The following is a 26,978-nucleotide window of genomic DNA, read 5'->3' as shown; positions in this document are numbered from 1 at the left end:
ACGTCGCGGCATTTGACCATGCACCTGCTGTCGTTTCTTCCTGAGAAACGCAAGGTTTCGATCGAGCGACGGCTGCGTGGACGTGAAGACTTCCAGAAGCTCGCCCGTGCCGATTGCGTCGTCGTCTCATTCGGCAAAAGCGGACGCACTTGGTTGCGGGTCATGCTTTCGCGATTCTACCAACTCCGCTACGGGCTGCCACAGCGCCACCTCCTCTCTTTTGATAATCTGCACAACAAGAATCCGGCAATCCCGAAGATTTTTTTCACGCACGACAATTATCTTGGCGATTACGTCGGGCATGCCGAGCCAAGGGCGCTTTATCGAGATAAGAAGGTTATACTCATGGTCCGCGACCCAGCGGATGTCGCGGTTTCGCAGTACCACCAATGGAAGTTCCGCATGCCAAGTCGCAAGAAGAAGATGAACAATTATCCTTTGCACGGCGAGGATATTTCTGTTTACGACTTTGTCATGCGACCGCGCTCGGGTTTACCGAGAATCATCGACTTCATGAACGGCTGGAGTGGTGAGATCGGGCGAATCAAAGACCTGCATGTAGTCCGCTACGAGGACATGCGTGCAGATCCGGCGGGGGTGCTGGAACGCCTTCTGGAGTTCATCGGCACGCCCGGCAGCTGCGAGGAAATCCGTGAGGCCGTCGCGTTCGGCTCGGTAGAGAACATGCGCGCGCTGGAGCAGAGGCGCGTGTTCTGGCTGAGCGGAAGGCGGATGATGGCTAAGGATCGTGGCAATCTCGATACCTACAAGGTGCGCCGGGCGCAGGTCGGGGGCTACCGCAACGATTTCACCCCGGGACAACTGCAGGCGATCGATGGCCTGGTTGACAGCCGGCTGCTCCCCGGCTTCGGCTACGAAAGGAGGCCGCGGACGGGCGTTGTCGCCGAGGCCCAATGATCTTGTCTGCCTGGGCGCTGCCATGAAACCCTGTGTCTTCATCCATACCAATGCGCGCCAGAGGCTTGGCGCCCTGGTCGCGCAGTACGCTTTGCAACGCAATGCGCGACGGCCGGAGTCGTTCGACGTACGCATCCTGGACACTGCCGATTATCCGTTCCTGGCCGCACGAGAAGGTCAGTCGTTCAAGCGCGACGGTTACATCCGCATCTGGCGGAATGACGATTTGCAGTCGTTTACCCCGCTGCGCTTCCTGCCGCCGGAGACGATGGGCTATGCCGGACGGGCATTGGTGATTGACCCCGACGTTTTCGCCGTCGCCGACGTCTCCGACCTGCTGTCGCGGGATATGCAGGGCAAGGCTGTACTGTGCCGGCGCCGGGGCGGGCTGAAGGGGCGGCAGGGCGAGTATGCGACCAGCGTCATGCTGCTCGACTGTGCCCAGCTCACCCACTGGAACTGCCGGCAGCAGTTCGACGAGATGTTTGCGTTGACACGGGACTATATGGACTGGATTTCGCTGAAGCTCGAGCCGGCAGACTGCATCGGACCGCTGGAAAAGGAATGGAACGACTTCGATCGGCTGACGCCGGCGACCCGGATGCTGCACAACACGCGACGGCTGACGCAGCCCTGGAAGACCGGCCTGCCCATCGAATTTACGGCGGAGGACGGTTTTCGGTCCGCTCCGCTTTACGGCTTGGCCGTCCGCATCGGCAAACAGATTATCGGGCCGAACAAGCTGATCGGACGATACTGGCGGCATCCCGATCGCAATCAGGAGCGGCTGTTCTTTGGCCTGCTGCGCGAGTGCATCGATAAGGGCATCGTCTCTGAGGCGCTGCTGCGCGAGGAGATGCGGCGTGGTCATGTCCGGCACGACGCTCTCGTCGTGCTGGAGCGTGCTGCGCCGCTTGCCGCCTGATGCACCGCCGGCGCGATGATCGAGGTTCCGCTCGGTGACGGGGACAAAGCCAGTGTCGGCGTTGATCGTCCGCGAGGTCAGTACCCGTAACGATCTGGTCCAATTCCTGCAGCTGCCGGCGCGCCTCTACCGCGACGATCCTGCCTGGGTGCCGCCGCTGCTGTTCGAGCGCCTGCATCACCTCGATCCGAGGCGCAATCCCTTCTTCTCCCACGCCGATGTGCGCCTCTGGATTGCCGAGCGTGACGGCTTGCCGGTCGGGCGGATCAGCGCGCAGTTCGAACGTACCGCGGCGGAGGCTGACCACGGCAGCCGTGAGGGTCATTTTGGCTTTCTGGAGGCGGAGGATTCGGCCGAGACCTTTGGGGCGCTCTTCGGGACCGCTGAGGCTTGGTTGCGCCAGCGCGGCGCCCGCTGCATCCTGGGTCCCTTCAGCCTGTCGATCAACGACGAATCCGGGCTGCTCATCGACGGCTTTGCAACGCCTCCGTTCATCATGATGGGGCATGCGCGCCGCTGCTACGCCCGCCGCATCGAAGAACAGGGATACGCCAAGTCAAAGGACCTCATCGCCTATGCCTACGACGTGACCGAATCTCCGGCCACGTCGATAGCGGCCGCCCTGAGCAAGATGAGCGCGCGAAACGGTGTGATCTTCCGCTCGATGGACCGGCGCCGGTTCGATGAGGAGATCGCCGAGGTCGTCCGCATCTTCAATGACGCCTGGGCCGGCAACTGGGGGTTTGTTGCCATGTCAAAGGACGACCTGCGCTATCTCGCCCGCAACATTCGCCCACTGCTCCGTTCGGGCGATGTCGCCTTCGGTGAAGTGAACGGCGAAACCGTCGCCATGGCGGTCTGCCTGCCGAACATCAATGAAGCCATCGTCGATTTCGGCGGCAGGCTGTTGCCGCTGAACTGGCTGAAGCTGATCTGGCGCTTGAAGATCACCGGGCTGGAGAGCGCGCGGGTGGCGCTGATGGGAGTAGTCCGCAAGCATCAAGCGACTCCTCTCGGAGCAATGTTGATGCTGGGCGTGATCGAGCGCATCCGCGTCTGGCATCATGCCCACGGCACCCGCTTTGCCGAGCTGTCGTGGGTGCTTGAGGACAATCGCCCGATGCGGCGCCTCGCCGAACGGCTCGGCGCGGTTCCACACAAGACTTACCGGGTCTACCGCAAGGACTGCGGATAGGCGCTGCAGACGGGTGTTGCGCATCCCTTTCTCCGGAGATTGACATGTTTACGACGGTCGATAACGCGCAGCGCAAGCACCGACGATACCTGCGCCGGAAGCTGGAGCGGCCGCCAATACGCCGGTAACGCTTGCGGCTTGCGCTCGGACGCCCTTGTGATGTAGATGCGCCAACCAAGTTTCATTTGCCGTAACGGACGCGCGCCGCTGGATACCGCGATTGCGACACCCCTGGTGTGGATTCTCGTGGGCCACAAGGCAGACGACAACGCTCAGGTGCTGGCCCTGGCAGAAGCGCTGGGCTGGCCCTACGACGTCAAGCGCTTTGCTTACCGGCGATACGAAGTCATTCCGAATCTCGCTCTGCGGACAACGCTGGCGGGGATCGTCGCCGCGGAGTCGAGCAGCCTGCAGCCGCCGTGGCCAGATCTCGTCGTCTCCGCCGGCCGCCGCAACGAGCCGATCGCGCGCTGGATCAAGGCACAGGCAGCGGCCGATGGTCATCGCGTGCGACTGGTCCATCTCGGCCGACCGTGGAGCCGCCTGCATCACTTCGACCTGATCGTGACGACACCGCAGTACCGGCTGCCCGATCGTCCGAACATCCTGCAAAATCCGGCGCCGCTGCATCGGGTGACCGCTCGCCGCCTGCGCGAAGAAGCCAAGCTGTGGGCACCCCGTTTCGCTCATCTGCCGCGACCCTGGATCGCTGTTCTCGTCGGCGGTGGGGTCGCACCGTACATTTTTGATCATGGGACCGTCGAGCGGCTGGCACATGGAGCCTCGGCGCTCGCTGCCGCAGAGGGCGGATCGGTGCTGATCTCAACCAGCCCGCGCTCGCCGGCGCTGACCGTTCCTACCCTCTGCGAGCAACTCACGGCACCCTCCTATGTCTTTAGGTGGACGCGCGAGCAGAGCGAAAACCCGTTCTACGGGATGCTAGCGCTCGTCGATGAGATCATCGTCACCGGCGACAGCATGTCGAGGCTGACAGAGGCCTGCGCCACCGGCAAACTCGTCCACATCTTTGATCTCGGTGAGGACAAACACTCCATGCGGCGGACCTTCCGGACCTCCAATCTGCTTTCGCAGCACGGGCGCAGCGTCACCCGACGCCTGCAATCGCTTGCCCATCGGCTGATCAAGCGATTGACGCCGCGGCGACTGAGCCGGGAGATCGGTGTCATCCACTCCTACTTCGTCGATGCGGGCGCTGCGGTGTGGCTGGGCGAGCCATTTCCGACGAGTGCCGATTCCGCCGACTTAAACGGTGTTGCGCGCGCGGTCGAGCACGTTCGGGCACTATTTCGACCTCGTACCTTTGGTATATCTCAGTGAGGATGAGCCAGTCTAATCCTGGCGACCGGCAACTCCGCGTCTCGGGGCCACGAGACAAGGCTCGCTTATAGCTCGGCGACGCGGTGGTGCCAGCAGCAATATTTGCTGGCACCACCGCACGTTTTGTTGGTTCTGTCGGCGTGAGGGAAGAACACCTGTGAGCAAGAACGAGATGTCCTCCAAGCTGGCGCGAATCGTCGCCGCCGGCGTGGCGGTGGCCATCGGCGGCGTAACATGGGCCTTACTTGCCGATAAATCTTGCCTAATTGCCCAAGCTCAGGCCAGCAAGGACGCCGTCACGACATGGGTGCAGGTCCATCCACTCCTCAGCCCCGGCATATTCCTCCTGTTCGCGGCGGTGGGCACGATTACGCCGTTTCCGGGAGCCATCCCCATCATGGTGACCGGCGGGTTCCTGTTTGGATCGATCAGCGGCGGCGCCCTTTCCGCGCTCGGAGTCACGTCGAGCGCCTGTCTGGTTTGCCTCGCGGGCCGGTGGCTGTTCGCGGGTCCGATCGAAAGGGCGCTTGCCGGCCGCCGGAATGGCGCGATTGAGACGTTGACGAGCAATGCATTCCACTATCTGCTCGCGCTCCGGCTGCTGCCCGGGATGCCCGCTTGGCTGACCAACCTCGTGCCGGTTCCTCTGCCGATCCCGCTGCGGACCATCTTGCTGGCCACTCCCCTCGGCATTCTGCCGATTTGTTTGATTTTCGCGGCTATCGGCAACGGAGTTGCGATGCTCGGCGCCGAACGTCAGCCCTATTCCGTGCAGATGGTGCTGCAGCCGACATACTTGGTACCACTGCTCGGGCTCGCGATGCTGGCCATCCTGCCGCCTGTGATTAAGAAGATGCGCAAATCCGACAATTGAGCGAACGTTTGGTAGTGCGCAAGCAAGGCTCATTCCGTTTAATGGCCCAGGCGAGATTGATTTCCCTCATGATTCGAGGCTCTGTTGCATTAACCGGGTTGGGCGGCTAGCAGACGGGCTTTTGGAGTGTCTCCGCGATGTCTGTGTTCAAGCGTCGCCGATTTCCGGCCGAGATCCTCCTGCTGTGCGTTCGCTGGTACTGCAAGTATGGGATCAGCTACCGGGACCTTGAGGAGATGATGGCCGAGCGCGGGGTGGATGTCGACTTTTCGACGCTTTATCGGTGGGTTCAGCGCTATGCGCCAGAGATCGAGAAACGGGTCCGCTGGTACCAGGGCTACCGGTCGCCGTCCGTACCCATCCGGCGAGGGCCGCGGCTGGAGTGGGTTGCCGGACCGGCGCAGTTGTGAGCGGCTATGCGGCGGTGCTGATTGGCTCTGGTGCCTGCCAGTTCCAGGGCAGCAGCTCGTGGATGCGGCTACGTTGTTGCACGGACCTGGGAGTGCACGCGCTGAGGCCACGCCCGATCGTTGCTTACGCGATGCGGACGGACTTCGGGCGTCCGCACTCGAGCATGCGGTTCAGGACATTGACGGCGATGGCCACCTCGGTTGCCTGCCGCGACACGGTGCGGAACCGTAGGGCGTCGCCGATCACCCGTTTGTAACGGCTGATCGCCGCCTCCACCAACGCGCGACGATTGTATCCGGCGGCCTTCTGCCAGCCGATGCGCCCGCGCTCGGCGATCATCCGGAGATGCCGGTCGCGTTGCGTCGGCGCGGTCTCGGCCGTCGCGCTCGGCACCGCGGTCGAACGCGGTGGTGCCACGACCGCAGCCCCGGGATGGCGCCCGGCGACGACACCGTAGACGTCGTCGCGATCGTACGCCCCATCGCCGGTGAACGAAGCGACCGGGTCCGCCACCTGGTCGAGCAGCGGGCCGACCCGCGAGCCGTCGTCGACGTCGTTGGTCGTCACCTCCGCCGCGACGATCTGGCCGGTGTCGACATCCACGCCGATGTGCAGCTTCCGCCAGGACCGGCGCTTCTTCGTGCCGTGCTTCTCGATCAGCCACTCGCCGGCCCCGCACAGCTTCAGACCCGTGCTGTCCACCAGCAAATGCAGCGGCCCGGTTGCCGACCGCGGCCGCGGCGGCACCGCCAGTGTCTCGGCCCGCCGGCTCATGGTCGAATGGTCGGGAACGGCGAGATCGAGACCGAGCAAACCAAGGATCGAGCCGATCAGCCCTTCGGTCTGACGCAACGCCAGCCGGAACACGGCACGCAGCGTCAGCCCCGTCGTGATCGCCAGCGGCGAGTAGTGCGGCTGCCCGCCGGGCGTGACGCGCGGCGCGGCGCGCCATGCCGCGATCGCCGCATCGGTGAACCAGACCGTGAGGCTCCCGCGCCGGCGCAGGGCGGCATCGTATTCCGCCCCATTCGTCACTCGGCGCCGCTGCTTCGCAATGTGGTGACGGCGATCGGCATTGGCTTTGAACGGCACGGCCACGCGTCCATCGGTCAGAAAAGGGACCGTTCCCCTACGCCAGCCAGCCCCCGACGGCACCCGCCGATCCGTGCAACAACGTACCTCATTGTCCGCTGTCGCGTGCGCGCATCCGACGCGTCCGCGGGGTCTGAAGCGGGGGCTGTAATTTTAAAAATCAGCAACACCGTGTAATCATGAAGAAATTCGGCGTAGTTGGCGGAGGGAGTGGGATTCGAACCCACGACACCTTTCGGTGAACACGCTCTCCAGGCGTGCGCCTTGAACCGCTCGGCCATCCCTCCCGCGCCCGCCCGCGTCGGGGCATACGCTCGTGCCGGCCACGCTAGCGGAGAAGGCTTCCGCCCGCAACGGCCTTGCCCGCGAACGCAACTGCACAACGAGGATCAACCGATGCTTTCACATTCAACAGCACGGTGTTATGAAGACCGCAAAAGGGGAGCGGAGGGCTCGGGTCATGGCCGTGAACGCACAAGCTGTTATTCAAGCAATCGTCCGGGCGCTCGAAGAGCCGCCGGCACGCGCCAGACAGGTTCGCAAACCTGTCATCACCGTATCGCGAACGATCGGCTCCGGCGGCGACTACGTCGCGCACGCTGTCGCCGACCGTCTCGGTATCGAGCTCTACGGCGCTGAAATCATTAACGGCATCGCCACCGAAGCGAACGTCAGCGCCTCGCTGATGCAAACGCTGAACGAAAAGCTCGATGCGGTCGACGCATGGATCTACTCGGCCGTTTTCGGCAAGCACGTCTCGCGCGACGAATACGTGCATTTCCTCTCGACCGTCATCCGCGGGCTGTACCACACCGGTGGCGTGGTCATCGGTCGCGGCGGCCATGTCATCCTCGCCGGGCGCGATGTTTTGCGAGTGCGGATCGTGGGCTCGGTGGAAGCCTGCGCAACGCGGATCTCCGAACAGGACGGCATTCCCTATCCGGAAGCCAAGCGCTTGGTTCAGGACAGCACGAAACGCCGCGGGAAGTTCATCTGGGATATGTTCCACTCGCGCTACAACGATCCGACCAACTTCGATCTCGTCATCAACACCGATTATTTCCGCCGGCTGGATGACGTCGTTGAAGTGGTGTTGCTGGCCGTTCGCGCTCGTGGCCTCGATCGGAAATGGATGACGCCGCAACAGGCACCCGCCAAGTCCGAAAGCTGACCTCTCGCCCGTCTCGACCCCGAGCCAGCGTTCGGTTCGGGAACCCCGCCCTTTCGTTCGCTTGTGCATAACCGCCCGACGATCCCGCCGGGCCGGATGCATCGCTCACCGTGGCGAAGCCAGTTCCGGACTTTCGGGCGGTCAGCCGTCGTCCATCTTCAAGGCGGCGATGAAGGCTGACTGCGGGATCTCGACCTTGCCGAACTGCCGCATGCGCTTCTTGCCGGCTTTCTGCTTTTCCAGCAGTTTGCGCTTGCGGGAAATATCACCGCCGTAGCACTTCGCGGTAACGTCCTTGCGCAACGCGCTGATCGTTTCCCGCGCGACGACATTGCCGCCGATCGCCGCCTGCAGCGGGATCTTGAACATTTGCCGGGGAATGAGGTCTTTCAAGCGGGAGCAGATCGCGCGTCCCCGCGATTCCGCCTGACTGCGGTCACAAATGAACGAAAACGCGTCAACCGGCTCGGCGTTGATCAGGATCTGGACCTTGACGAGGTTGCCCTCGCGGAAGCCGTCAACCTCGTAATCGAAACTGGCATAGCCGCGGGTAATCGATTTCAGCCGGTCGTGAAAATCGAAGATGACCTCATTCAGTGGCAGCCGGTACACCGCCATCGCGCGCGCGCCGGCATAGGACAGTTCCGCCTGCTCGCCGCGACGCTCGGTGCAGAGCTGAAGAACGGCGCCAAGATAGTCTTGCGGCACGAGGATGGTCGCCCGGATCCATGGCTCTTCCATGGCCTGGATGCGCACCACGTCCGGCATGTCCGCCGGATTGTGCAAAACGATCTCGCTTCCGTCGGTCAAGTGCACGCGATAGACGACGGACGGGGCCGTGGCGATCAAATCGAGGTTGAACTCGCGCTCGAGCCGCTCCTCGACCACCTCGAGATGCAAAAGGCCGAGAAAGCCGCAGCGAAAACCCGACCCCAAGGCCGCGGAACTCTCCGGCTCGTAATGGAAACTTGAATCATTGAGCCGCAGCTTCGCCAGCGAATCGCGCAGGTCCTCGAATTCGGCGGCATCCGACGGGAACAGGCCGCAGAAGACCACCGGGACCGACGGCTTGAACCCCGGCAACGCGACGGCGGCGGGACGCCGCTCCTCGGTGATGGTATCGCCCACCTCGGTATCGGCGACAGCCTTGATGCCAGCGGTAATGAAGCCCATCTCGCCGGGGCCCAGCGAATCCGCCTGGACCAGCTTTGGTGAAAACGTGCCCACCTGCTCAACCTGATGGACGGTGCAGGCCGCCATCATCCGGATCTTCATGCCCTTTCTCAGCACGCCGTCCTTGACGCGCACGAGGATCATCACCCCGAGATAGGGGTCGTACCAGCTATCGACCAGAAGCGCCTTCAGTGGTGCCGCGGCATCACCGGCGGGCGCCGGCAGGCGGGCGACGATCGCCTCGAGCAGGTCTGGCACGCCCAGCCCGCTTTTCGCCGAGATACGCAGCGCCGCCGATGCATCGAGGCCGATGACATCTTCAATCTGGGTTGCGATCCGTTCCGGTTCTGCCGCCGGAAGATCGATCTTGTTGAGCACAGGAATAATCTCGTGATTATTCTCGATCGCAAGGTAGGCGTTGGCGAGGGTCTGAGCCTCGACTCCTTGGGTTGCGTCGACGACGAGCAATGAGCCTTCGCAGGCGGCGAGCGAGCGGCTGACCTCGTAGGAGAAGTCGACGTGCCCCGGTGTGTCCATCAAGTTCAGGACATATGTCTTGCCGTCTTTCGCCCGGAAGGACAGGCGCACCGTCTGCGCCTTGATGGTGATGCCGCGCTCGCGCTCGATATCCATCGAATCGAGCACCTGGGCGCGCATCTCGCGCTCGGACAACGCGCCGCACACCTCGATCAGCCGGTCGGCGAGCGTCGACTTGCCGTGATCGATATGGGCGATGATGGCGAAGTTGCGAATGTGGTCAAGTTCGGTCATGCGGGCTTGTACCATCGAGGCGAGACGGTTTCCACTGCGGGCAGACTACGCGCCCAGCGTCATCGTCCGACGCGCGCGCGTTCACCCGCGCTGGATGCGGCAACGCCACAGGCAAACGCCCTGCCCAGCGTTCGTGGTGAATCCCTGTCCTTTCGCCAGCAAGAAATTGATCCACCGAACACGGGCAGGCGAACCCATCCGGCAGGAAAAGATCCGGCGATGATGGCACGGCACCATCGGGCAGGCGTCGGACCGACGTTTGGCTGATAACTTCGTTTGTGGTATTATTGTCGGTTAAAGGGGGTAGTTTCGCCTGATGGCGGGCGATTTGAGCGCCGTCTCGGCAGACAGCGGAATAGAGTGCGCCGAAGGGGATCATCTGTCGTCCTGGCGGTGGCGTACGGTGAGCGCGCCGTTTGCATCACGCGTTACGCGAAGGGAACCGCCTTCGCGCCTGAACAATTGCAAGGGGCCTGCGCGGCCGTTTGTCGGGTTCGCCGCCAGTCACACCGATGCGATGATCGCATGGGGTGATGGCCGATTGGCGGTGTTTGGCGCGCGCATGGGGGGGGGACGAAACTTATGTCAAATTCATACGTCTATGAAACAGAGTTCAATAATACATTCGCGTTTCAAAACGTCCTGGCGACAGGCACTGACTGTTTTATCGGGAATATTGCCACAGCAAGTGACGTTGATTACTTACAGTTCAGCGGAATCGCTGCAGGGACATATTTTTTTGCCCATATTGACTATTACGGAACGTCGTTTCGTTTCGGTCGCTTTAACGATTCTGGAGCAGTGATCGCTGCGGATGAGAGTAGCAGCTACACCGACCCGGCGCTGTTGGAGGGATACGTCGGCGCCTCGGGCACGCTGCATCTCGCTGTAGCCGGTACCGGCGACCTCGATTTCAACGGTGGCGGCGCGTCCAGCGGCAGCTATCAGGTGCTGATTTCCTATCAGCTCATCGGCATGTCCGGGAGCGATACGCTCAGGGGCGGAGACAATCCCGAGTTTCTCGACGGGCGCGGCGGCAACGACGTCATCCTCGCGGCCGGCGGCAACGACAGCGCCTATGGCGGCGACGGCAACGATGTGATCGATCTTGGCGCCGGAAACGACTTTGCCCTCGGCGGCAACGGCGCCGATACCCTGAGCGGCGGCGGCGGCGACGACCGGTTGTTCGGCGACAACGTCAACTATTCGCCGGCGGAGGTTTATGCCGGCGACGATTCGATCCTCGGCGGCGATGGCAACGACGAGATCTATGGCGGGCTCGGAATCGACTGGATGGATGGCGGGTCCGGCTTCGACCTTCTCTACTACAACGACGAGGTCACCGATCTGATCGCTGATCTCGACGGCGGCACCGTTGCCGCGGCGGGGGGAGCCTGGTCGGAAACCGCGCGCAATTTCGAGCAGATCATCACCGGGTCGGGAAACGACAGCCTTCTCGGTGGCGCCAAATCCGAGACATTCGCCAGCCAGCAGGGCAACGATACCGTCGACTCCGGCGGCGGCAACGATGACATCGATCTTGGCGACGGCGACGATTCTGCTGCGGGCGGGGACGGCCGGGATACGATCACCGGCAGCTTCGGCGCCGATACGCTCACCGGCAATGAGAGTGACGACCTGCTGTACGGCTCGTCACCGGACGACTGGAACGATGACGACCAGGGCGCCGACTCGCTCGCCGGCGGCGGCGGCAACGATACGCTCGCCGGCGGCGGCGGCGGCGATACGCTGGCCGGCGGCGACGGTGACGACGACCTGTCGGGCGGCAGCGGCAACGATACCCTCGATGGAAACGCTGGCAACGACACGATCGACGGCGGCCCCGGCATCGATCTGCTCGTGCTGGAGGCGATCGGCGGACGCGCCGATCTCGTCGCCGGCACCTACATCGGTGGCGGAACGACCAAGCGTATCTATAATATCGAGCACGTCCTCGGCTCCGACGTGGCGGAGGAAATCGACGGAAACGCCGCGGCTAATCGGCTTGACGGCGCGGATGGAAATGATTCGCTCTACGGCAACGACGGCGATGACACGCTGATCGGCGGCAGTGGCGACGACCTTCTGAACGGCGGCAACGGCGCCGATATGATCGACGGTGGCACGGGAACCGACACCGTGGGCTACGGCTCGACGGCCGCCGATGGCAGCATCGATCTTCTTGCCCATACGGCCGTCTTTTCCGGCTTCACCGACACCCTTGCCGGCATCGAAAACGCGATAGGGTCCTCGGGAGCCAACCTGATCGGCGGAACCAGCGGCGCCAACCGGCTCGACGGACTCGCCGGCAACGATACGTTGAACGGACTGGGCGGCGGCGACCAACTAATCGGCGGCCTCGGCAACGACAGCCTGAACGGCGGAGCCGGTAACGACACCCTCTTCGGCGACGGCGGGGCCGACACCCTCACCGGGCTTACCGGCGATGACAGCCTCGACGGCGCCGCCGGAAACGACTTCCTCCTTGGCGCGGTCGGCAACGATTCGCTGGGCGGCGGCGCGGGGGCGGATTCGCTGATCGGCAACAACGGCGCCGACGTTTTGGACGGCGGCTCCGAAAACGATACGCTGCGCGGCGGCGGCGGGGCGGATTCGCTGTTTGGCGGCGATGGCGCCGATTCATTGATCGGCGATTCACAAAACGACAGCCTCGACGGCGGCGGCGACAATGATTCGCTCCTGGGCGGCAGCGCGCACGACACGCTGACCGGTGGCAATGGGAACGACCTGCTGGTCGGCGGCGACGCCTCCGATACCCTGATCGGCAGCGCCGGCAACGATGTCTTCGACTTCAACGCCATCGACGATTCGCGTCCGGGCGGCCGCGACGTCATCGTCGGATTCGACGGCGTCGGCACTGCAAGCGGTGACGTCATCGATCTTGCGAGCATCGATGCGAATTCCCTGCTTGCCGGCAATCAGGCTTTCGTCTTTGTCGGCACCGCCAGTTTCACCGGATCGGGCCAGGTCCGTGTCGTTGATCTCGGTGGCAATACGCTCGTCCAGGCCTGCGTCGATGCCGACCTCGCCGTGGTCATCGAGATCCTGATCCAAGACGGTGCCAGTCTCGCCGCCGATTACGCCGCCAGCGACTTCGCGTTGTAAGCGTTCGCGAGATTTTTTCGCGATTCGGTCTCGCGATCACTTTTCCCGGTCGGAGATCCTTAAACGCAGTTTTTGAACGGTCTTCGGCTCGATGCGTCGCTCGCCCGCGAAAACGACGATTTGCGGCGCACCCTTGCTGTCGCGGTCGAGAGCGAAATCAAGGTCGAGCGTCACTCGCTTCGGCTCAGCGGCTGGCGCCGCATCGGCACCGGCGCGTACCGCCGTTTCGATATCGGCGACAGCACGACTGAGCGCGCCGGGCTGGGGCTGGAGTCCGGACGGCGGAGTTAATGGTGCCGTCGGAAGGCCGCCAGCGGCCCCACCGACGGCTATGGACGGCTTCGGCAGGACGAGCTCGATGACGATGCGCCGCTTCAGCGCCGGCCTCAACGCCTCACTCTTCTCGGCGGCGAAATCATTTGCCGGGACAAGCAGGCGGCCGCCGGCCTTGGCAGGGACCTCGACGAGATCGAGATCAAGCTGCGCTTCGTCGATGCGCATCCCCGTGCTGTTGGCATCACCGGCCGCCTGCGCGGCGGCGATCTCGCGCTTGAGCAGTTCGATCACGGCCGCCAGCTCGAACGCCGCCGCCCGCGCCGACCCGGCCGATAGCATGCCCGCCGCGACAGCGAGCAGCAGGACGAGAGCCGCCGATGACCGGTGCCGAAGCATCACTGATGGGCGATCGCCCGGCTGATGACGATCCGCTGGACGTCCGAAGTCCCTTCGTAGATTTGCGCGACGCGAACGTCGCGAAAGATGCGCTCGACCGGGAAGTCGGCAACATATCCGTAACCGCCCAGGGTCTGGATCGCCTTCGAACACACCCGTTCGGCCATCTCTGAGGCAAACAGCTTCGCCATCGAGGCTTCCGTCAAGCATGGCTCCCCCCGCTCCCTTAAGTCCGCCGCCCGCAGCACCATCAACCGCGCCGCGTCGATCTCCGTCGCCATGTCGGCGAGGCGGAAAGCAACCGCCTGATGTTCGATGATCGGCCTGCGGAACGTCTCACGCTCCTTGGCGTAGGCAAGGGCCGCTTCATAGGCCGCCCGTGCCATGCCGACCGATTGCGAGGCGATGCCGATGCGGCCGCCCTCGAGGTTGGCGAGGGCGATCTTGTAACCCTCGCCCTCCGCGCCCAGCCGGTTGGCCGCCGGCAACCGCATGTTCTCGAAGGTGATCTGTGCCGTATCGGAGGCGCGCTGGCCCATTTTCGACTCGATGTGGGTCACGGCGTAGCCCGGGGTATTGGTGGGCACGATGAAGGCGGTGATACCCTTCTTGCCGGCGGCGGGATCAGTCACAGCGAAGACAATGACGACATCGCCATTTTTGCCCGAGGTGATGAACTGCTTGACGCCATTGAGTACGTAGTCGTCACCGTCCCGCGCCGCCCGGCAACGGAGGTTTGCCGCATCCGATCCCGCCTGCGGTTCGGTCAGGGCGAAAGCGCCGAGCAGTTCGCCACGGGCCATCGGCCGGAGAAAGCGTTCCTTCTGCTGGTCATTACCGAACTTGAGGATCGGCATGCACGCGACTGAGTTGTGCACGCTCATGATCGTCGAGCAGGCACCATCGCCGGCGGCCACCTCCTCGATGGCGAGTGCATAGGCGACATGATCGGCGCCTGCCCCGTCCCACGCCTCCGGCACCAGCATGCCGAGCAGACCGAGTTCGCCCATTTGACGGATGGCATCGGCCGGAAACGCGTGGGTCCGGTCCCATTCCTCGGCGTGCGGCGCGAGCTGCTCGCTGGCGAACGCACGCGCCATGTCGCGGATCATCGTCTGTTCTTCGGTCAGCACCATGGGTCCATCCATCCCTGCCCGCGAGTTCGCCTACCAGCCCCCCTCACCTCGCGCCCCGCCGATCACGGCGCGGGGGCGCGGCCGTTCAGGCTCCGACCTTGAGCGCCGGGAAATCCTCTTCCCAGAATTCGAGCTCGCCGCGCTCGCCGTCCCGACGCATGGCGTTCTCATGCCGGCGTAGCTCGACTCTGCGGATCTTGCCGGAAATCGTCTTCGGCAGCTCGGCAAATTCGAGGCGACGGATACGCTTATAAGGCGCGAGCCGCGCCCGGGCGAAGCGCAGGATGTCCTCGGCGAGTTCGGCAGACGGCTTGCGCCCTGCGACGAGGACGACCACCGCCTTCGGCACCGCGAGCCGCAACGGATCGGGGCTCGGCACCACCGCAGCCTCGGCCACCGCTTCATGCTCGATCAGCACGCTCTCCAGCTCGAACGGGCTGATCCGGTAGTCGGACGCTTTGAAGACATCATCGGTACGGCCGATGTAGGTAATATAGCCATCGCCATCGCGCGCGGCGACGTCGCCGGTGCGGTAGTAGCCGCCGCGGCTGACCTCGGCCGTCTTTTCCGGATCGTCCTTGTAGCCGATCATCAGACCGGTCGGCCGCGGATCGACGGCAAGGGAAATCTCCCCCTCGGCGGCCTCGTTGCCGTCCGGATCGAGCAGCGCCACCCGGTAGCCCGGCATCGGCCGGCCCATCGAACCCGGCTTGAGCACCTGACCGGGCGAATTGCCGATCTGCGCCGTCGTCTCGGTCTGGCCGTACCCGTCACGCAAGGTCAGGCCCCATGCCCTCCTCACCTGATCGATGATCTCAGGATTGAGTGGCTCGCCCGCACCGATCACCTCTCGCAGCTTTACCGGGAACGCAGCGAGATTCTCCTGGATGAACAGCCGCCAGACGGTCGGCGGCGCGCACAGCGTCGTCACGCCGTAGCGGGCGACGACATCGAGCACCGCCTTGGCGTTGAACCGCGCGTAGTTGCAGATAAACACGGTGGCCCCGGCGTTCCAGGGCGCGAAGAAGCAGCTCCACGCGTGTTTCGCCCATCCGGCCGAGCTGATGTTGAGATGAACATCACCCTCGCGCAGGCCGAGCCAGTACATGGTCGAAAGATGGCCGACCGGATAGCTCTGATGGCTATGCTCGACGAGCTTGGGTTTCGAGGTCGTACCGGAGGTGAAATAGAGCAGGATCGGATCGGTCGCCGGCGTCGGCCCCTCCGGAGTAAACGCGGGCGCCGCGTCGTACGCGTCCTCGAACGGCGTCCAGCCTTCGGCGATGCCGCCAACGACGATGCGCGTATAGTCTCCTGGCAGATCGGCGAACTTGCCGGCATCGGCCGCGCCGACGACGACGTGACGGACGCCACCGCGCTCGAAGCGGTCCAGCAGGTCGTCATGGGCCAGCAGCGTCGTCGCCGGAATGACCACAGAGCCCAGCTTGATCGACGCCAGCATCGTCTCCCACAGCGGCACGACGTTGTTCAACATCAGCAGAATGCGATCGCCCCGGCGCACGCCCTTGGCCCGCAGGAAGTTGGCGACACGGTTGGACCGGACGGCCAACTCTGCGAACGAAAGCTTCTGCTCGCCGCCATCTTCCTCGACGACCCACAGCGCCGGGCGTTCGTTGCCGCGCGCCTGAACGTCGAACCAGTCAAGTGCCCAGTTGAACGTCTCGAATGCAGGCCAGCGAAAGTCAGCATAGGCTGAGGCATAGTCATCCCGGTGCGCAACGAGAAAATCCCGCGCGCGCACAAACGTTTCTGTTGGTGTCATGGATGTCTCCCTGATGCTCCCGGACGCGGCGGATCGAGCTGACCGTCGCGTTATTGCTTCCTTTATTTTATTATTTTATCGTTGATTGCTGCCCAATGGGGGATCGCTCATACAGCGTCTTCCAGCGCCGGGAAATCCTCCTCCCGGAATTCAAGGGGACCGCGTTCACCGGCCTCGCGCAGATCGTTTTCACGCTTGCGCAGATCGACACGGCGAATTTTGCCGGTCAGCGTCTTTGGCACATCGGCAAACTCAACGCGACGGATGCGCTTGTAGGGGGCGAGATGGCCAAGCGCGAAGCGAAAGATCTCGTTGGCGAGCGCCTTATTGGGCGCAAACCCGTCACACAGCTCGATCACCACCTTCGGCACGGTGCGGCCAAGCGCGTCCTGGCAGGGAACGACGGCCGCGACCGCGATCGCCTCGTGTTCGATGAGCACGCTTTCGATCTCGAACGGGCTGATGCGGCAGTCCGACGCCTTGAACAGGTCGTCCGCCCGGCCAACGTAGGCATAGCAGCCATCGGCGTCGCGCGATGCGACGTCTCCCGTCCGGTAGTATCCGCCGCTCGCCGGATCGACGGTCTTCTTCCATTCATCCTGGTATCCCAGCATCAGCCCGGCGGGCCGCGGATCGAGGCGTACGGCGATCTCGCCCTCGTCCGCCTCGTTGCCTTCGGCATCAAGCAACGCGACGTCATAACCGGGAAGCGGCCGGCCCATCGAGCCTGCCTTGGGCTTGCGTCCGGGGGTCTGGCCAATCATCGCCGTCGTTTCCGTCTGCCCGTAGCCGTCGCGCAAGGTCAGTCCCCACTCCTTTTCCACGTGCTGGGTAATCTCGGGATCGAGCGGCTGGCCCGAGCTGACGATTTCCCTGAGGCGCACCGGATAGTTGGCTAGGTTTTCTTCCTGCACGAACTGCCGCCAGATCATCGGCGGCGCGCAAAGCGAGGTAACGCCATGGCGGACGATGACGTCGAGCATGGTCTTGGCGTTGAACCGCAGGTAGTTGTAGACGAAGACCGTGGCTCCCGCATTCCACGGCGCGAAGAAGCCGCTCCACGCATGCTTCGCCCATCCCGGTGCGCTGATGTTGAGGTGCACGTCGCCTTCGCGCAACCCCAGCCAGTACATCGTCGAGAGGTGGCCGACCGGATAGCTCTGGTGGGTATGCTCGACGAGCTTGGGTTTCGCCGTCGTCCCGGAGGTGAAGTAGAGCAGCAGCGGCGCGTTCGCCGGCGTTGGACCATGCGGCGTATATTCCGACGAGGCGCGGTAGGCATCTTCGAATTTCGTCCAGCCCGCAGGCGCCTTGCCGACGGCAATGCGCGAATAGTCCGCCTTGATATCGGCGAATTTTCCGGCATCGCCGCCGCCGGCGACAACGTGGCGCACGTCGCCGCGCTCGAAGCGGTCGAGCAGTTCGTCGCGGGTGAGCATCGTCGTCGCCGGAATGACGACGGCGCCGAGCTTGATCGCCGCCAGCATCGTCTCCCAGAAAGGAACAACATTGCTCAGCATCAGCAAGATCCGGTCGCCGCGGCGCACGCCGTGACCGCGCAGGAAGTTGGCGACCTGGTTCGAGCGATTGGACAGCTCGCGAAACGATAATTTGGTCTCGCCGGCATCGCGGCTCGACACCCACAACGCCGGGCGGTTGTTGCTGCGGGCAAAGACGTCGAACCAGTCGATCGCCCAGTTGAAGCTGTCGAGTTCCGGCCAGCGAAATTTCGCATACGCCCGATCGTAGTCTCCACGCTGCGTCAGCAGGAAGTTGCGCGCTTCGAGAAACGCTTCCGTCGGTGTCATCGATGTCTCCTCAAACGCCGCATGTGAGCGTGCTTATCCGGGAGTGCCTCCCTCTCTTGAGAAGAAAAATAGCCGGAATTCCGATTTTGCCCTAGGAGGTTTTCAACCGTTTGTTCCGGCTTTTCGTCATCGCGCCACCGCCGTCCGGCGCATGATTCGTCGCCGTGCGGCCTACCTTGCGTGCGGTGAGGCTTCAATCCGCCGTAGCAGCAAGTCCAGCGCATCGCACAGGCGGTCGAGGTCGCCGGGCGTGGAAAGCCGATGATCGCCAGCCTTCACCAAGGTGATCTCGATATCGTCGCCGACAAGGCAATCGGCCAGTCGCAGCGCTGTCTTCCACGGCACGTCGGGATCACGCATGCCGTGAATCAGCCGCACCGGGCACTGCAGCGCGATCGGTTGGCGAAGCACCAGATGCTCGCGAGCCTCAACCAGGAGACGCTGGGCCACGGGCGTCGGCTGCGGATCGTAAGGGCTGAACATCGGCACGACGCCGTCGCGCTCGAGCGTCCGCCGCTCGCCGGGCGAGAGCACCGGCAGAATCAGGTCCTCGGTGAAGTCCGGTGCCGCGGCGACCCCGAGCAGGCCGGCGATGCGCTGCGGGCGGGCGCGCGCGGCGAGCAGCATGATCCAGCCGCCGAGGCTCGAGCCGACCAGCACTTGCGGTCCGTCCGTCAACTGGTCGAGGACGCGGATGGCATCGTCCGCCCAGCGTCCTATCGTCCCATCGGTGAAGGCGCCAAACGACGCACCGTGGCCGAAATAGTCAAAACGAACGAAGGCGCGATCGTGCGATCGGCAGTGCTCTTCGAGGCGCAGCGCCTTTTGCCCGGTCATATCCGACATATAGCCGGTCAGAAAGACGACACCCGGGCGCAGGCCCGGCGTGCGGTGATAGGCGATGAACGCTCCATCGTCATCGGGCAATCGTTGTGGCGCGGTCGCGAGCGGCTCAGTGGTGCTCATCAGGGGATCTTTCAACGATCGGAAAATGGTGCACGCCTGAACGGCTGCCCGTCGGGACGACCACGACGACCGGCATTACCGGCCTAGACGGGCACTTTGCTGCGCGGGCCTGCCTTTTGGCGGCGCCAGCGCCGCACGGCCGGCTATCGCCACGCGAGCCGTCTTTTTCGCCGTGCGCGTGCCCGCCGGCGCTTTCATGCGTGCCGCGTAGGCGCTTTTCGGCCGATTCGGCGCGGCCGCGAAGCGGCCCCGTTTCGCCGCGCGCTTGGACCGGGACGCGACCTTGACTTTCGTCTTGGCGAGCGCGAACCCCTTGTCGAGTAGGCGGACCATCAGCGTGTTGCGTTCCGATGACGTCTTGGCCCCCATCACCACGCCGATGACGCGCCGACCGTCGCGTTTGGCCGTTGCCACCAGATTGAAGCCGGCCTTATGGGTGTAGCCGGTCTTGATACCGTCGAGGCCGCGGTAGACTCCGAGCAGGCGGTTGTGATTGGGGTACGTCGCCTTCCCGTATCGAAACGCGCGTGTTGCGAAAATACGCGAATGCTGGGGATAGTCGTTGAGCAAGGCCCGCCCGAGACGCGCCATGTCGCGGGCCGTAGAGACGTGCCCGGTGGCGTCGAGCCCAGATGCATTGCGGAATGTCGTGCTCTTCATGCCGAGAGCGCGCGCCTTTTGTGTCATGCGCCGGGCAAACGCGGTCTCGCTGCCGGCGAGGCCCTCGGCGACGACGACGGCGATGTCATTGGCCGATTTCGTCGCCAGGGCAAGCATCGCATCGCGTACCCGGATCGTCCGGCCCGGCGGCAGGCCGAGCTTCGTCGGCGGCTGCGCGGCGGCGTGGCGGGAAACGGCAAAGCGCGTATTGAGACTGACTTTTCCGCGATCGAGCGCCTCGAAGAGCAAATAAAGCGTCATCATCTTGGTCAATGATGCTGGCGCCCGCCGCGTCTCGGCTCTAGCGGATTGCAAGGTCCGTCCGCTTTCGGCGTCCATGATGAACGAAGACATTGCCGCCATGGATTGCGGCACTTGGCACATCAGCGCCACCAACAAGGCGAGCCCGAGAACGATACGGCGGAAATGAATCACAAGACGGGCCTCCGCGTCTGAAACGTACCCCTTGGAGCGCCGCAAAGCGCGACCCAGCGTCCGGACGTCGGGAGCGAAAGCAATTGCCCGTACCGCAGTCCCTGCCCGATGGTCGGGATGGGTGCTCTGACGATCGGCCGCAAAGACGTCAGGGGATCTTGTTCGCGCGACAAAGGTTAGCAGAAGGAGGGCTGGGTTCGATGCCTTTTTTCACATGAACGTCGAACATTCGCCCGGAACCCCGTATGAATGTTGTATAATTGCCCTGAAGGTGGGAGGCTCGACTAAGGGGCAGGAGCAGGTCTCTCCGGGCGCTGCACGCGAGAAGACCCCGTTCGCGGGCGCTTTGGCGCTTGTGCCTTGGCTCGACTTCGTTGTGCGCGTATATAAGGCGTTCTTTCAACGCGCAATCATCGCCCCGGAGAAAGGAACGGTCGAGGCTTTGGACCACGTCGCACGCGCACCGCAAGCCGGGGATGGCCCCGTTCGCATCACCTTACCCGACGGCAGTGTGCGGGTCTTCGATCGTGGCGTGTCAGGCGGCGAGATCGCCAGCGATATCGCCGCCTCGCTGGCCAAGGCGGCGCTGGCGCTGCGCGTCGACGGCGCGTTGAAGGATCTGGCCACGATCATCGATCGTGATGCCGAGGTCGCGATCGTCACCACGAGGGACAAGGACGCGCTGGAGCTGATCCGCCACGACGCCGCGCACGTCATGGCTGAGGCGGTGCAGGAGTTGTGGCCGGGCACGCAAGTGACCATCGGGCCCGCGATCGAGAACGGTTTCTATTACGATTTCGCCAGGGCCGAGCCGTTCACCCCGGAGGACCTGCCGAAGATCGAGCAGCGGATGCGCGAGATCGTCGATCGCAACGAGCCGATTATCCGCGAGGAGTGGGAGCGCGACGCCGCTGTCGAATACTTCAAGGGACGGGGTGAGCATTATAAGGCCGAGCTGATCGCCGCCATTCCGCCGGGCGAGCCGGTGAGCATCTACCGTCAGGGAAACTGGCTCGATCTCTGCCGCGGCCCGCATCTGCCGTCGACCGGCAAGCTGCCGAAGGCGTTCAAGCTGATGAAGGTCGCAGGCTCCTATTGGCGCGGCGATTCACGCAATGCCATGCTTCAGCGGATCTACGGCACCGCCTGGACGAGCAAGGCGGAGCTCGACGCCCACCTGACCATGCTCGAGGAGGCGGAAAAGCGCGACCACCGCCGGCTCGGCCGGGAAATGAACCTCTTCCACTTCCAGGAGGAGGCGGCGGGATCGGTGTTCTGGCACCCGCACGGCTGGACCCTCTACCGGGTGCTGCAGGACTATATGCGCGACCGCCTCGAGGCCGAAGCTTACGTCGAGGTGCGCACGCCACAGCTCTTCGACCGCTCGCTGTGGGAGAAGTCCGGGCACTGGGAGAAATTCCGCGAACACATGTTCACCGCCGAGTCCGAGGACAAGATCCTCGCGCTCAAGCCGATGAACTGTCCCGGGCATGTGCAGATCTATAAGCAGGGCATCAAAAGCTATCGCGACCTGCCGCTGCGCATGGCCGAGTTCGGCTCGTGCCACCGCAACGAGCCGTCGGGAGCGCTGCACGGGCTGATGCGCGTGCGCGCCTTCACCCAGGATGACGCGCACATCTTCTGCACCGAAGAGCAGATTACCGCCGAGACCCTCGCCTTCTGCGATCTGCTGCGCAGCATCTACGCCGACTTTGGCTTTACCGATATCGTCGTGAAGTTCTCTGACCGGCCGACCAAGCGCGCCGGCGCCGACGAAATCTGGGACAAGGCCGAAAGCGCGCTGCGCGACGCAACCGCGCAGGCCGGAATCGAGACCATCCTCAATCCCGGCGAGGGCGCGTTCTATGGGCCCAAGCTCGAGTTCGTGCTGCGCGACGCGATCGGTCGCGACTGGCAGCTCGGCACCCTTCAGGTCGACTTCGTATTGCCCGAGCGGCTCGATGCGACCTATGTCGGCGAGGACGGCGGCAAGCACAGGCCGGTCATGCTGCACCGGGCGGTTCTCGGCTCGTTTGAGCGCTTCACCGGCATCCTCATCGAGCACTACGCCGGACGGCTACCGATGTGGCTGGCACCGGTCCAGGTGGTGGTGGCGACAATCACCAACGAGGCGGATGACTACGCGGCGCGCGTTCTAGCGGCGCTGCGCGATAAGGGGCTGCGAGCAGACGCCGACCTGCGCAATGAAAAAATCAACTACAAGGTCCGCGAGCACTCGCTCGCCAAGGTTCCGTATATGTTTGTCGTCGGACGACAGGAGATCGAGATCGAGAAGGTCAATGTGCGCGTGCTCGGTAGCGGTTCCCAGGCTGTTAGCCTTGGTGCACACAGCCTTGAGCGCGCCATTGGGGCCCTTGTCGAATTAAGAAGAGAGAAGTGTAGCCGTGACATTGCCATCGGCCCCTACCTCCAGGGCAACTAGGGTGGCTGAATGCGCATCACAAAGAGCGGCGTTGCGCCGCCTCGGCAGCCAGGCGCAAGAAACCGTTGCCTTGGAGAACGCACTGGCTAAACTGAAAATAGAGGGGTTTGCACCAGTAACCCGTCGGCAACGCGTCCCGGCGGAAGAATGACGCGCAGCGCCGACGGCAAGGTCCTCGAACGCAAACAGATGCAATCGCACCCGGTCTTTGATCGGAACAAGGCGTAGCAAGTATTGGAACACGTTGGTATCGTCACGAACTGCCAAGGGAGTGCAATGGCGCGCGTCGTTGTCTCAGCCGGGCGCGTGGCCGATTGGCCGACATCAGCGCCCCCTTGCGGGCTGGCGCGGGTCAGTCGCACATCCTTCGTTTGCACTCCCCACGAACAACGCATCGAAGCCGTTGACCATGCGGTCACGTGACCGGCGCCGCCAGCGGCGTCGGGGCGTTCCGGTCCTTGAGGCGTTCCGCGCGCGCATGATGCCGCCTCGCAGCGTCAGCGCCTGTCAGGTTTTTCGTCCGGAGAGGAGCCCGGACGGACACAACACAGCCAATGGAGGTAGAAAATCGCCAAGTCACCGTTAGCGCAAGCGCCGGCTCGGGAGGGGCCACGCGTGAACGAGGAAATCATCGTCCCGGAGGTGCGCGTCGTCGGCGTCGACGGCGAGATGTTGGGCGTGATGCCGATCCGCGCAGCCATTCAGATGGCCTTCGATGCCGGCCTCGATCTAGTGGAAATCGCCGCCGCAGCCGATCCACCAGTGTGCAAGATCCTCGACATCGGAAAATACAAATACGAAGCTCAGAAAAAGAAGAACGAGGCACGCAAAAAACAAAAAATCATCGAGGTCAAAGAAATAAAAATGCGCCCCGGCATCGATGAACATGATTACCAAGTCAAGATGCGCAGCATGCGTCGTTTCCTTGAAGAAGGGGACAAGGTCAAGGTCACTATCCGCTTTCGCGGCCGCGAACTTGTCCACCAGGATCTTGGATTGCGCGTCCTACAGCGCGTGCGCGAAGAACTCGGCGAACTTGGGAAAGTCGAGCAGATGCCGCGGATTGAAGGGCGGCAGATGGTCATGGTGCTGACATCGCGGTAACTGACGCGGGGCGCGATTCATCCGCATCGCCGCGCGGCGGCTGGAGTCGGAGATCATGCCGATGATGCTGTGCGATCGGCTGCTTGAGTCGTTCCTCGACGAAGACGTGGCGCGGGGCGACTTGACCACCCACGCGCTCGCCATCGGCCGTCGCCCAGGGACGATCCGCTTCGCCGTGCGGGCGCCCGCCGTGGTCTGTTGCGTCGAAGAAGCGGAGCGCCTTCTCATCCGCGCCGGCGTGAGTACCCGGCGTTACCGCGCCAGCGGCGATGCGGTCGAGGCGAATACGTTGCTGCTGGAGGGCGACGGTCCGGCGGCGGCGCTCCATGCCGTCTGGAAGACGGCACAGACCCTGCTCGAATCGGCGTGCGGCATCGCCACCGCGATGCGACGCATCGTCGAGGCGGCGCGCGGAATCTCGCCCGACATCTCGGTTGAATGCACGCGCAAGGCAACGCCGGGCACGCGGGTGCTGGCGGCGCGGAGCGTCATCGCCGGCGGTGGATCGATGCACCGGCTCGGATTGTCTGAGAGCATCCTGATCTTCCCGCAGCACGCCGCCTTTCTTGGTACGGCGAAGGACCCGGGTGGGACGACCGCTCTGTGCGAGCGGTTGCCGGTGCTGCGCCGGCAGCACCCAGGAAAAAAGATCATGGTCGAGGCCTGGTCGATGGACTCGGCGGTCCTGCTCGCCGAGGCCGGTGCCGACGTCGTCCAGGTCGACAAGTTTGACGTCGATGCCGTACGCGAACTGGTCAAGCGCACCTGTGGCCTTACGCCAGCGGTCGCCATCGCCGCCGCCGGCGGCATTAACGCCAGTAATGCTGCGGCCTACGCCGCCACCGGCTGCGCCGCCCTGGTGACGTCGGCGCCTTATTGGGCAAAGCCCATAGACGTGACGGTGACGATCGAGGCACGCTGACGTCCCCGCGCGCCTGACGCGACGGCAAACCTGCGATTGTGAACGTCGCACATGATCAATGAAGGTAAGGGACCAGATACGCGAGAGCAAAAAAAGCCGACGCGGCGCACCCACCAATAACAAAAATAGAAAAAGCAAGTCTTTCTGAAAAACAGAATTTCCTTTTGCTTCGCGTTTGCTTCATCTGCGCATCTTCATGAACGCTATCAGCATTTTTTTGCTTATTATTTGAATTCTTATTTTGCTGCGTAGCACTTCTAAATATAAACCGTGTCGTTGTTTTGTCCGTGGCGTCGTCAAACGTCTCCTCAATGACACGCACGGCGCTGATCACGCCGTTGAGCAGGTGCTTTGCCTCCTCAATGGCGATGCTCTTATCGTCGAAAACGCAATCGATCCGCCATTTGTCACGCGACTGAACATGAACTTCATAGCTCGTGATCACCGTCATGGCGCAGTTCCCTCCGACGAGGCGCCGTCCCCGGCAGCCACGAAGCGCCCGCTCCACCCGCAGAACAGCGACGAGATGCGCGAGCCATCCTCACTGATCGGCATGACGATGCTGCGGCATTGCACGGAACGGCCCTGCCGATCGATGAATTCATCGCCGACGCACACCGGCACGCCATGCCTTACGGCCCGCTCATAGTCCTTCAGGGCACGTGCGAGCCTGCTGTTCTCGGGCGCCCTGGAGATGGGTCGGCCGGAAAGATCAGCGCCGGCATCGCAGGCGAGCGCGGAACCAATCCGACCAAACAATGGCTCGCCATCACTGCCGCTCAGCAGCACAACGAAGCTTGACTCAATCTGAGCACCATCGAGAGCTTCGTAGACCGACTTCAGCGTTGGAAATGGCAACTCCCCCCTGGCGCCGCGCCAGCAGCGCAAGAGTTGGAAGATCAATCGCCGTTCCGCGTCTGGCTCTCGCTCAAAGTCTTGCGGGAGTTCCTGCATAGCGTTGTCCTTTACGGGTAGCCCCGCGGGCATCGAACATGCGCGCCACCCAGCGTCAGCCAAGCAAGCGTTCGGGGCGCAATGCGAAGGCTACGGCCAAATGTTTAAGGAAACGCGGAGCAGCGATGGAATCCGCCGTGTGGACGGCGACCTGGGAGCGTGTCAGATATTCTGTGCTCGATTGGCCCGTGTCATTTGTTTCTCGGGTCTGCGACGACGATGGGAACCCCGCTCATTGCCTCCGTCCATTCAATCGCTCTTCGCCATTGTACGCCGGCGTTCTGAATAGCTCGACAAAGCAGCTTGATGGTGGTTTCGTCGACCCCTGTTCGAAGGTAGCGTTCGCCGCGCTCGGAGCAGGGCCGATAACCCGCAGACCAACGGCATCCGCGGGCGCTTTCACAAGACCGTGCTGGACGAGTTCTACCGCATCGCCTTTCGCACAAAGCTTTATCGGAGGATCGCCGGCCTACAGGGCTGACCTGGACCCATGGCTCCGTCAATATAACGAGGGTCGCACCCACCGGGGCCGATGGTGTCACGGCGAGACTTCGACGCAGACCTTCCTTAACTCCTCGCCAACGTCCCAGAGAGACGTTGATCGGTCAGCACAGTCTGCCCGCGGTAGCCGCCTGCTGATCGCATCTGTCAGGACCCCGCAGGCGCTCACGCCAATCCGACATCTGACGGAATCAGATAAAACTGCGAGAGATGCCGTCCTTTAAATCGCGCACGCACCGCGCGGACGGCGGGTGGCCCTCAGGAATGGCCCCCGCCGCACCGCGGGGTGATCAACGTTATTAGTTCTTGTCCTCCGCGAGGGCGGCCTCGATTTCCCGGATGGCGTTGGTGGTCGCCTCGACGGCCTTGACGCGATGACCGTTGAAATCATGTTTGGCATCGTGCAGGTCGGCACGCGCCGTCTTCAGCGCTTCCAGCGCTGCTTCCATCTTTGGGTGATCTTCGCTTGCAGACGGTGATGCCGGCGCAGCAGCAAGCGCGGGAGTCAATCCGGCAAGCGCGAAAACAAACGCGCCGGCGAGCGCAGTGCGCGACAAACGAGACGCCTCAATTGACATGCAGTCCTCCTCATCGACCCGA

General features: G+C 63.4%; 21 protein-coding genes, 1 tRNA gene and 1 pseudogene. 11 read left to right on the top strand and 12 right to left on the bottom strand.

What is annotated here, in order from left to right; translation table 11 throughout:
- The first annotated feature begins 18 nt into the window (after positions 1–18).
- The 6 genes and pseudogenes from IPK66_04425 (at position 19) to IPK66_04400 (ending at position 5,603) form a co-directional block, all read left to right on the top strand.
- Complete coding sequence (locus IPK66_04425; GenBank protein ID MBK8174542.1) at positions 19–918, top strand: sulfotransferase domain-containing protein; 900 nt, start codon at positions 19–21, stop codon at positions 916–918.
- A 22-nt stretch (positions 919–940) separates the two neighbouring features.
- Positions 941–1,843: a hypothetical protein gene (locus IPK66_04420; protein MBK8174541.1), complete on the top strand. Its 903-nt coding sequence runs from the start codon at positions 941–943 to the stop codon at positions 1,841–1,843.
- A 34-nt stretch (positions 1,844–1,877) separates the two neighbouring features.
- The gene (locus IPK66_04415) at positions 1,878–3,038 is read left to right on the top strand and encodes a dATP pyrophosphohydrolase (protein MBK8174540.1); all 1,161 of its coding nucleotides are present in this window, start codon (positions 1,878–1,880) and stop codon (positions 3,036–3,038) included.
- 234 nt (positions 3,039–3,272) lie between these two features.
- A complete protein-coding gene (locus IPK66_04410) occupies positions 3,273–4,376 on the top strand; it encodes a mitochondrial fission ELM1 family protein (protein MBK8174539.1) in 1,104 nt (367 codons plus the stop codon).
- A gap of 157 nt (positions 4,377–4,533) precedes the next feature.
- Positions 4,534–5,250 (top strand): TVP38/TMEM64 family protein, encoded by a 717-nt coding sequence (locus tag IPK66_04405; GenBank protein ID MBK8174538.1) that lies wholly within the window; start codon positions 4,534–4,536, stop codon positions 5,248–5,250.
- Between the two features lie 137 nt (positions 5,251–5,387).
- Positions 5,388–5,603: pseudogene (locus IPK66_04400) on the top strand (IS6 family transposase).
- Between the two features lie 181 nt (positions 5,604–5,784).
- On the opposite strand, the gene IPK66_04395 reads toward IPK66_04400, so the two are convergent.
- Both IPK66_04395 and IPK66_04390 read right to left on the bottom strand, forming a co-directional pair.
- A complete protein-coding gene (locus IPK66_04395; GenBank protein MBK8174537.1) occupies positions 5,785–6,753 on the bottom strand; it encodes an IS5 family transposase in 969 nt (322 codons plus the stop codon).
- Positions 6,754–6,952: 199 nt separating this feature from the next.
- Positions 6,953–7,040: transfer RNA gene (locus tag IPK66_04390), tRNA-Ser, on the bottom strand.
- A gap of 173 nt (positions 7,041–7,213) precedes the next feature.
- Between IPK66_04390 and IPK66_04385 the strand changes: the two genes are divergently transcribed.
- Positions 7,214–7,924, top strand: a complete 711-nt coding sequence (locus tag IPK66_04385; GenBank protein ID MBK8174536.1) for a cytidylate kinase-like family protein — start codon at positions 7,214–7,216, stop codon at positions 7,922–7,924.
- A gap of 141 nt (positions 7,925–8,065) precedes the next feature.
- On the opposite strand, the gene lepA is transcribed toward IPK66_04385, so the two are convergent.
- Positions 8,066–9,868, bottom strand: a complete 1,803-nt coding sequence (gene lepA, locus IPK66_04380; protein ID MBK8174535.1) for an elongation factor 4 — start codon at positions 9,866–9,868, stop codon at positions 8,066–8,068.
- An 801-nt stretch (positions 9,869–10,669) separates the two neighbouring features.
- Here lepA and IPK66_04375 point away from each other — a divergent pair.
- On the top strand, positions 10,670–12,994 hold the full coding sequence (locus IPK66_04375) for a hypothetical protein (GenBank protein MBK8174534.1): 2,325 nt from the start codon (positions 10,670–10,672) through the stop codon (positions 12,992–12,994).
- Positions 12,995–13,030: 36 nt separating this feature from the next.
- On the opposite strand, the gene IPK66_04370 is transcribed toward IPK66_04375, so the two are convergent.
- The 6 genes from IPK66_04370 to IPK66_04345 form a co-directional block, all read right to left on the bottom strand.
- Entirely contained in the window at positions 13,031–13,669 is a 639-nt protein-coding gene (locus tag IPK66_04370) for a hypothetical protein (GenBank protein ID MBK8174533.1), read from the bottom strand.
- Entirely contained in the window at positions 13,666–14,802 is a 1,137-nt protein-coding gene (locus IPK66_04365) for an acyl-CoA dehydrogenase family protein (protein ID MBK8174532.1), read from the bottom strand. Before IPK66_04365 ends, IPK66_04370 begins: the two co-directional genes overlap by 4 nt.
- Positions 14,803–14,887: 85 nt before the next feature.
- Positions 14,888–16,585 (bottom strand): AMP-binding protein, encoded by a 1,698-nt coding sequence (locus tag IPK66_04360; GenBank protein ID MBK8174531.1) that lies wholly within the window; start codon positions 16,583–16,585, stop codon positions 14,888–14,890.
- 107 nt (positions 16,586–16,692) lie between these two features.
- Complete coding sequence (locus IPK66_04355; GenBank protein ID MBK8174530.1) at positions 16,693–18,393, bottom strand: AMP-binding protein; 1,701 nt, start codon at positions 18,391–18,393, stop codon at positions 16,693–16,695.
- A 171-nt stretch (positions 18,394–18,564) separates the two neighbouring features.
- Positions 18,565–19,359 carry an alpha/beta hydrolase gene (locus IPK66_04350; GenBank protein ID MBK8174529.1) on the bottom strand — a complete coding sequence of 265 codons (795 nt, stop codon included), beginning with the start codon at positions 19,357–19,359 and terminating at the stop codon, positions 18,565–18,567.
- Between the two features lie 75 nt (positions 19,360–19,434).
- Positions 19,435–20,454, bottom strand: coding sequence for a D-alanyl-D-alanine carboxypeptidase (locus IPK66_04345; GenBank protein ID MBK8174528.1), 1,020 nt, complete (start codon positions 20,452–20,454; stop codon positions 19,435–19,437).
- A 214-nt stretch (positions 20,455–20,668) separates the two neighbouring features.
- Between IPK66_04345 and thrS the strand changes: the two genes are divergently transcribed.
- The 3 genes from thrS (at position 20,669) to modD (ending at position 24,923) form a co-directional block, all read left to right on the top strand.
- Complete coding sequence (gene thrS / locus IPK66_04340; GenBank protein ID MBK8174527.1) at positions 20,669–22,897, top strand: threonine--tRNA ligase; 2,229 nt, start codon at positions 20,669–20,671, stop codon at positions 22,895–22,897.
- Between the two features lie 567 nt (positions 22,898–23,464).
- Entirely contained in the window at positions 23,465–24,001 is a 537-nt protein-coding gene (locus IPK66_04335; protein MBK8174526.1) for a translation initiation factor IF-3, read from the top strand.
- Between the two features lie 55 nt (positions 24,002–24,056).
- Entirely contained in the window at positions 24,057–24,923 is an 867-nt protein-coding gene (gene modD, locus IPK66_04330; protein ID MBK8174525.1) for a ModD protein, read from the top strand.
- A 55-nt stretch (positions 24,924–24,978) separates the two neighbouring features.
- Here modD and IPK66_04325 read toward each other — a convergent pair whose 3' ends face one another.
- From IPK66_04325 to IPK66_04315, 3 genes are all read right to left on the bottom strand, one after another.
- Entirely contained in the window at positions 24,979–25,374 is a 396-nt protein-coding gene (locus tag IPK66_04325; protein ID MBK8174524.1) for a hypothetical protein, read from the bottom strand.
- Positions 25,371–25,877, bottom strand: a complete 507-nt coding sequence (locus tag IPK66_04320; GenBank protein ID MBK8174523.1) for a hypothetical protein — start codon at positions 25,875–25,877, stop codon at positions 25,371–25,373. The genes IPK66_04325 and IPK66_04320 overlap by 4 nt, the downstream gene beginning before the upstream one ends.
- A gap of 800 nt (positions 25,878–26,677) precedes the next feature.
- Positions 26,678–26,956 (bottom strand): hypothetical protein, encoded by a 279-nt coding sequence (locus IPK66_04315; GenBank protein ID MBK8174522.1) that lies wholly within the window; start codon positions 26,954–26,956, stop codon positions 26,678–26,680.
- Positions 26,957–26,978: the final 22 nt, after the last annotated feature.

The organism is Rhodospirillales bacterium (genome assembly GCA_016712595.1).
Classification (GTDB): domain Bacteria; phylum Pseudomonadota; class Alphaproteobacteria; order Rhodospirillales; family Defluviicoccaceae; genus Defluviicoccus.
Note: the sequence above shows the minus strand (reverse complement) of the source record. Positions and strands in the feature narration are given on the sequence as shown.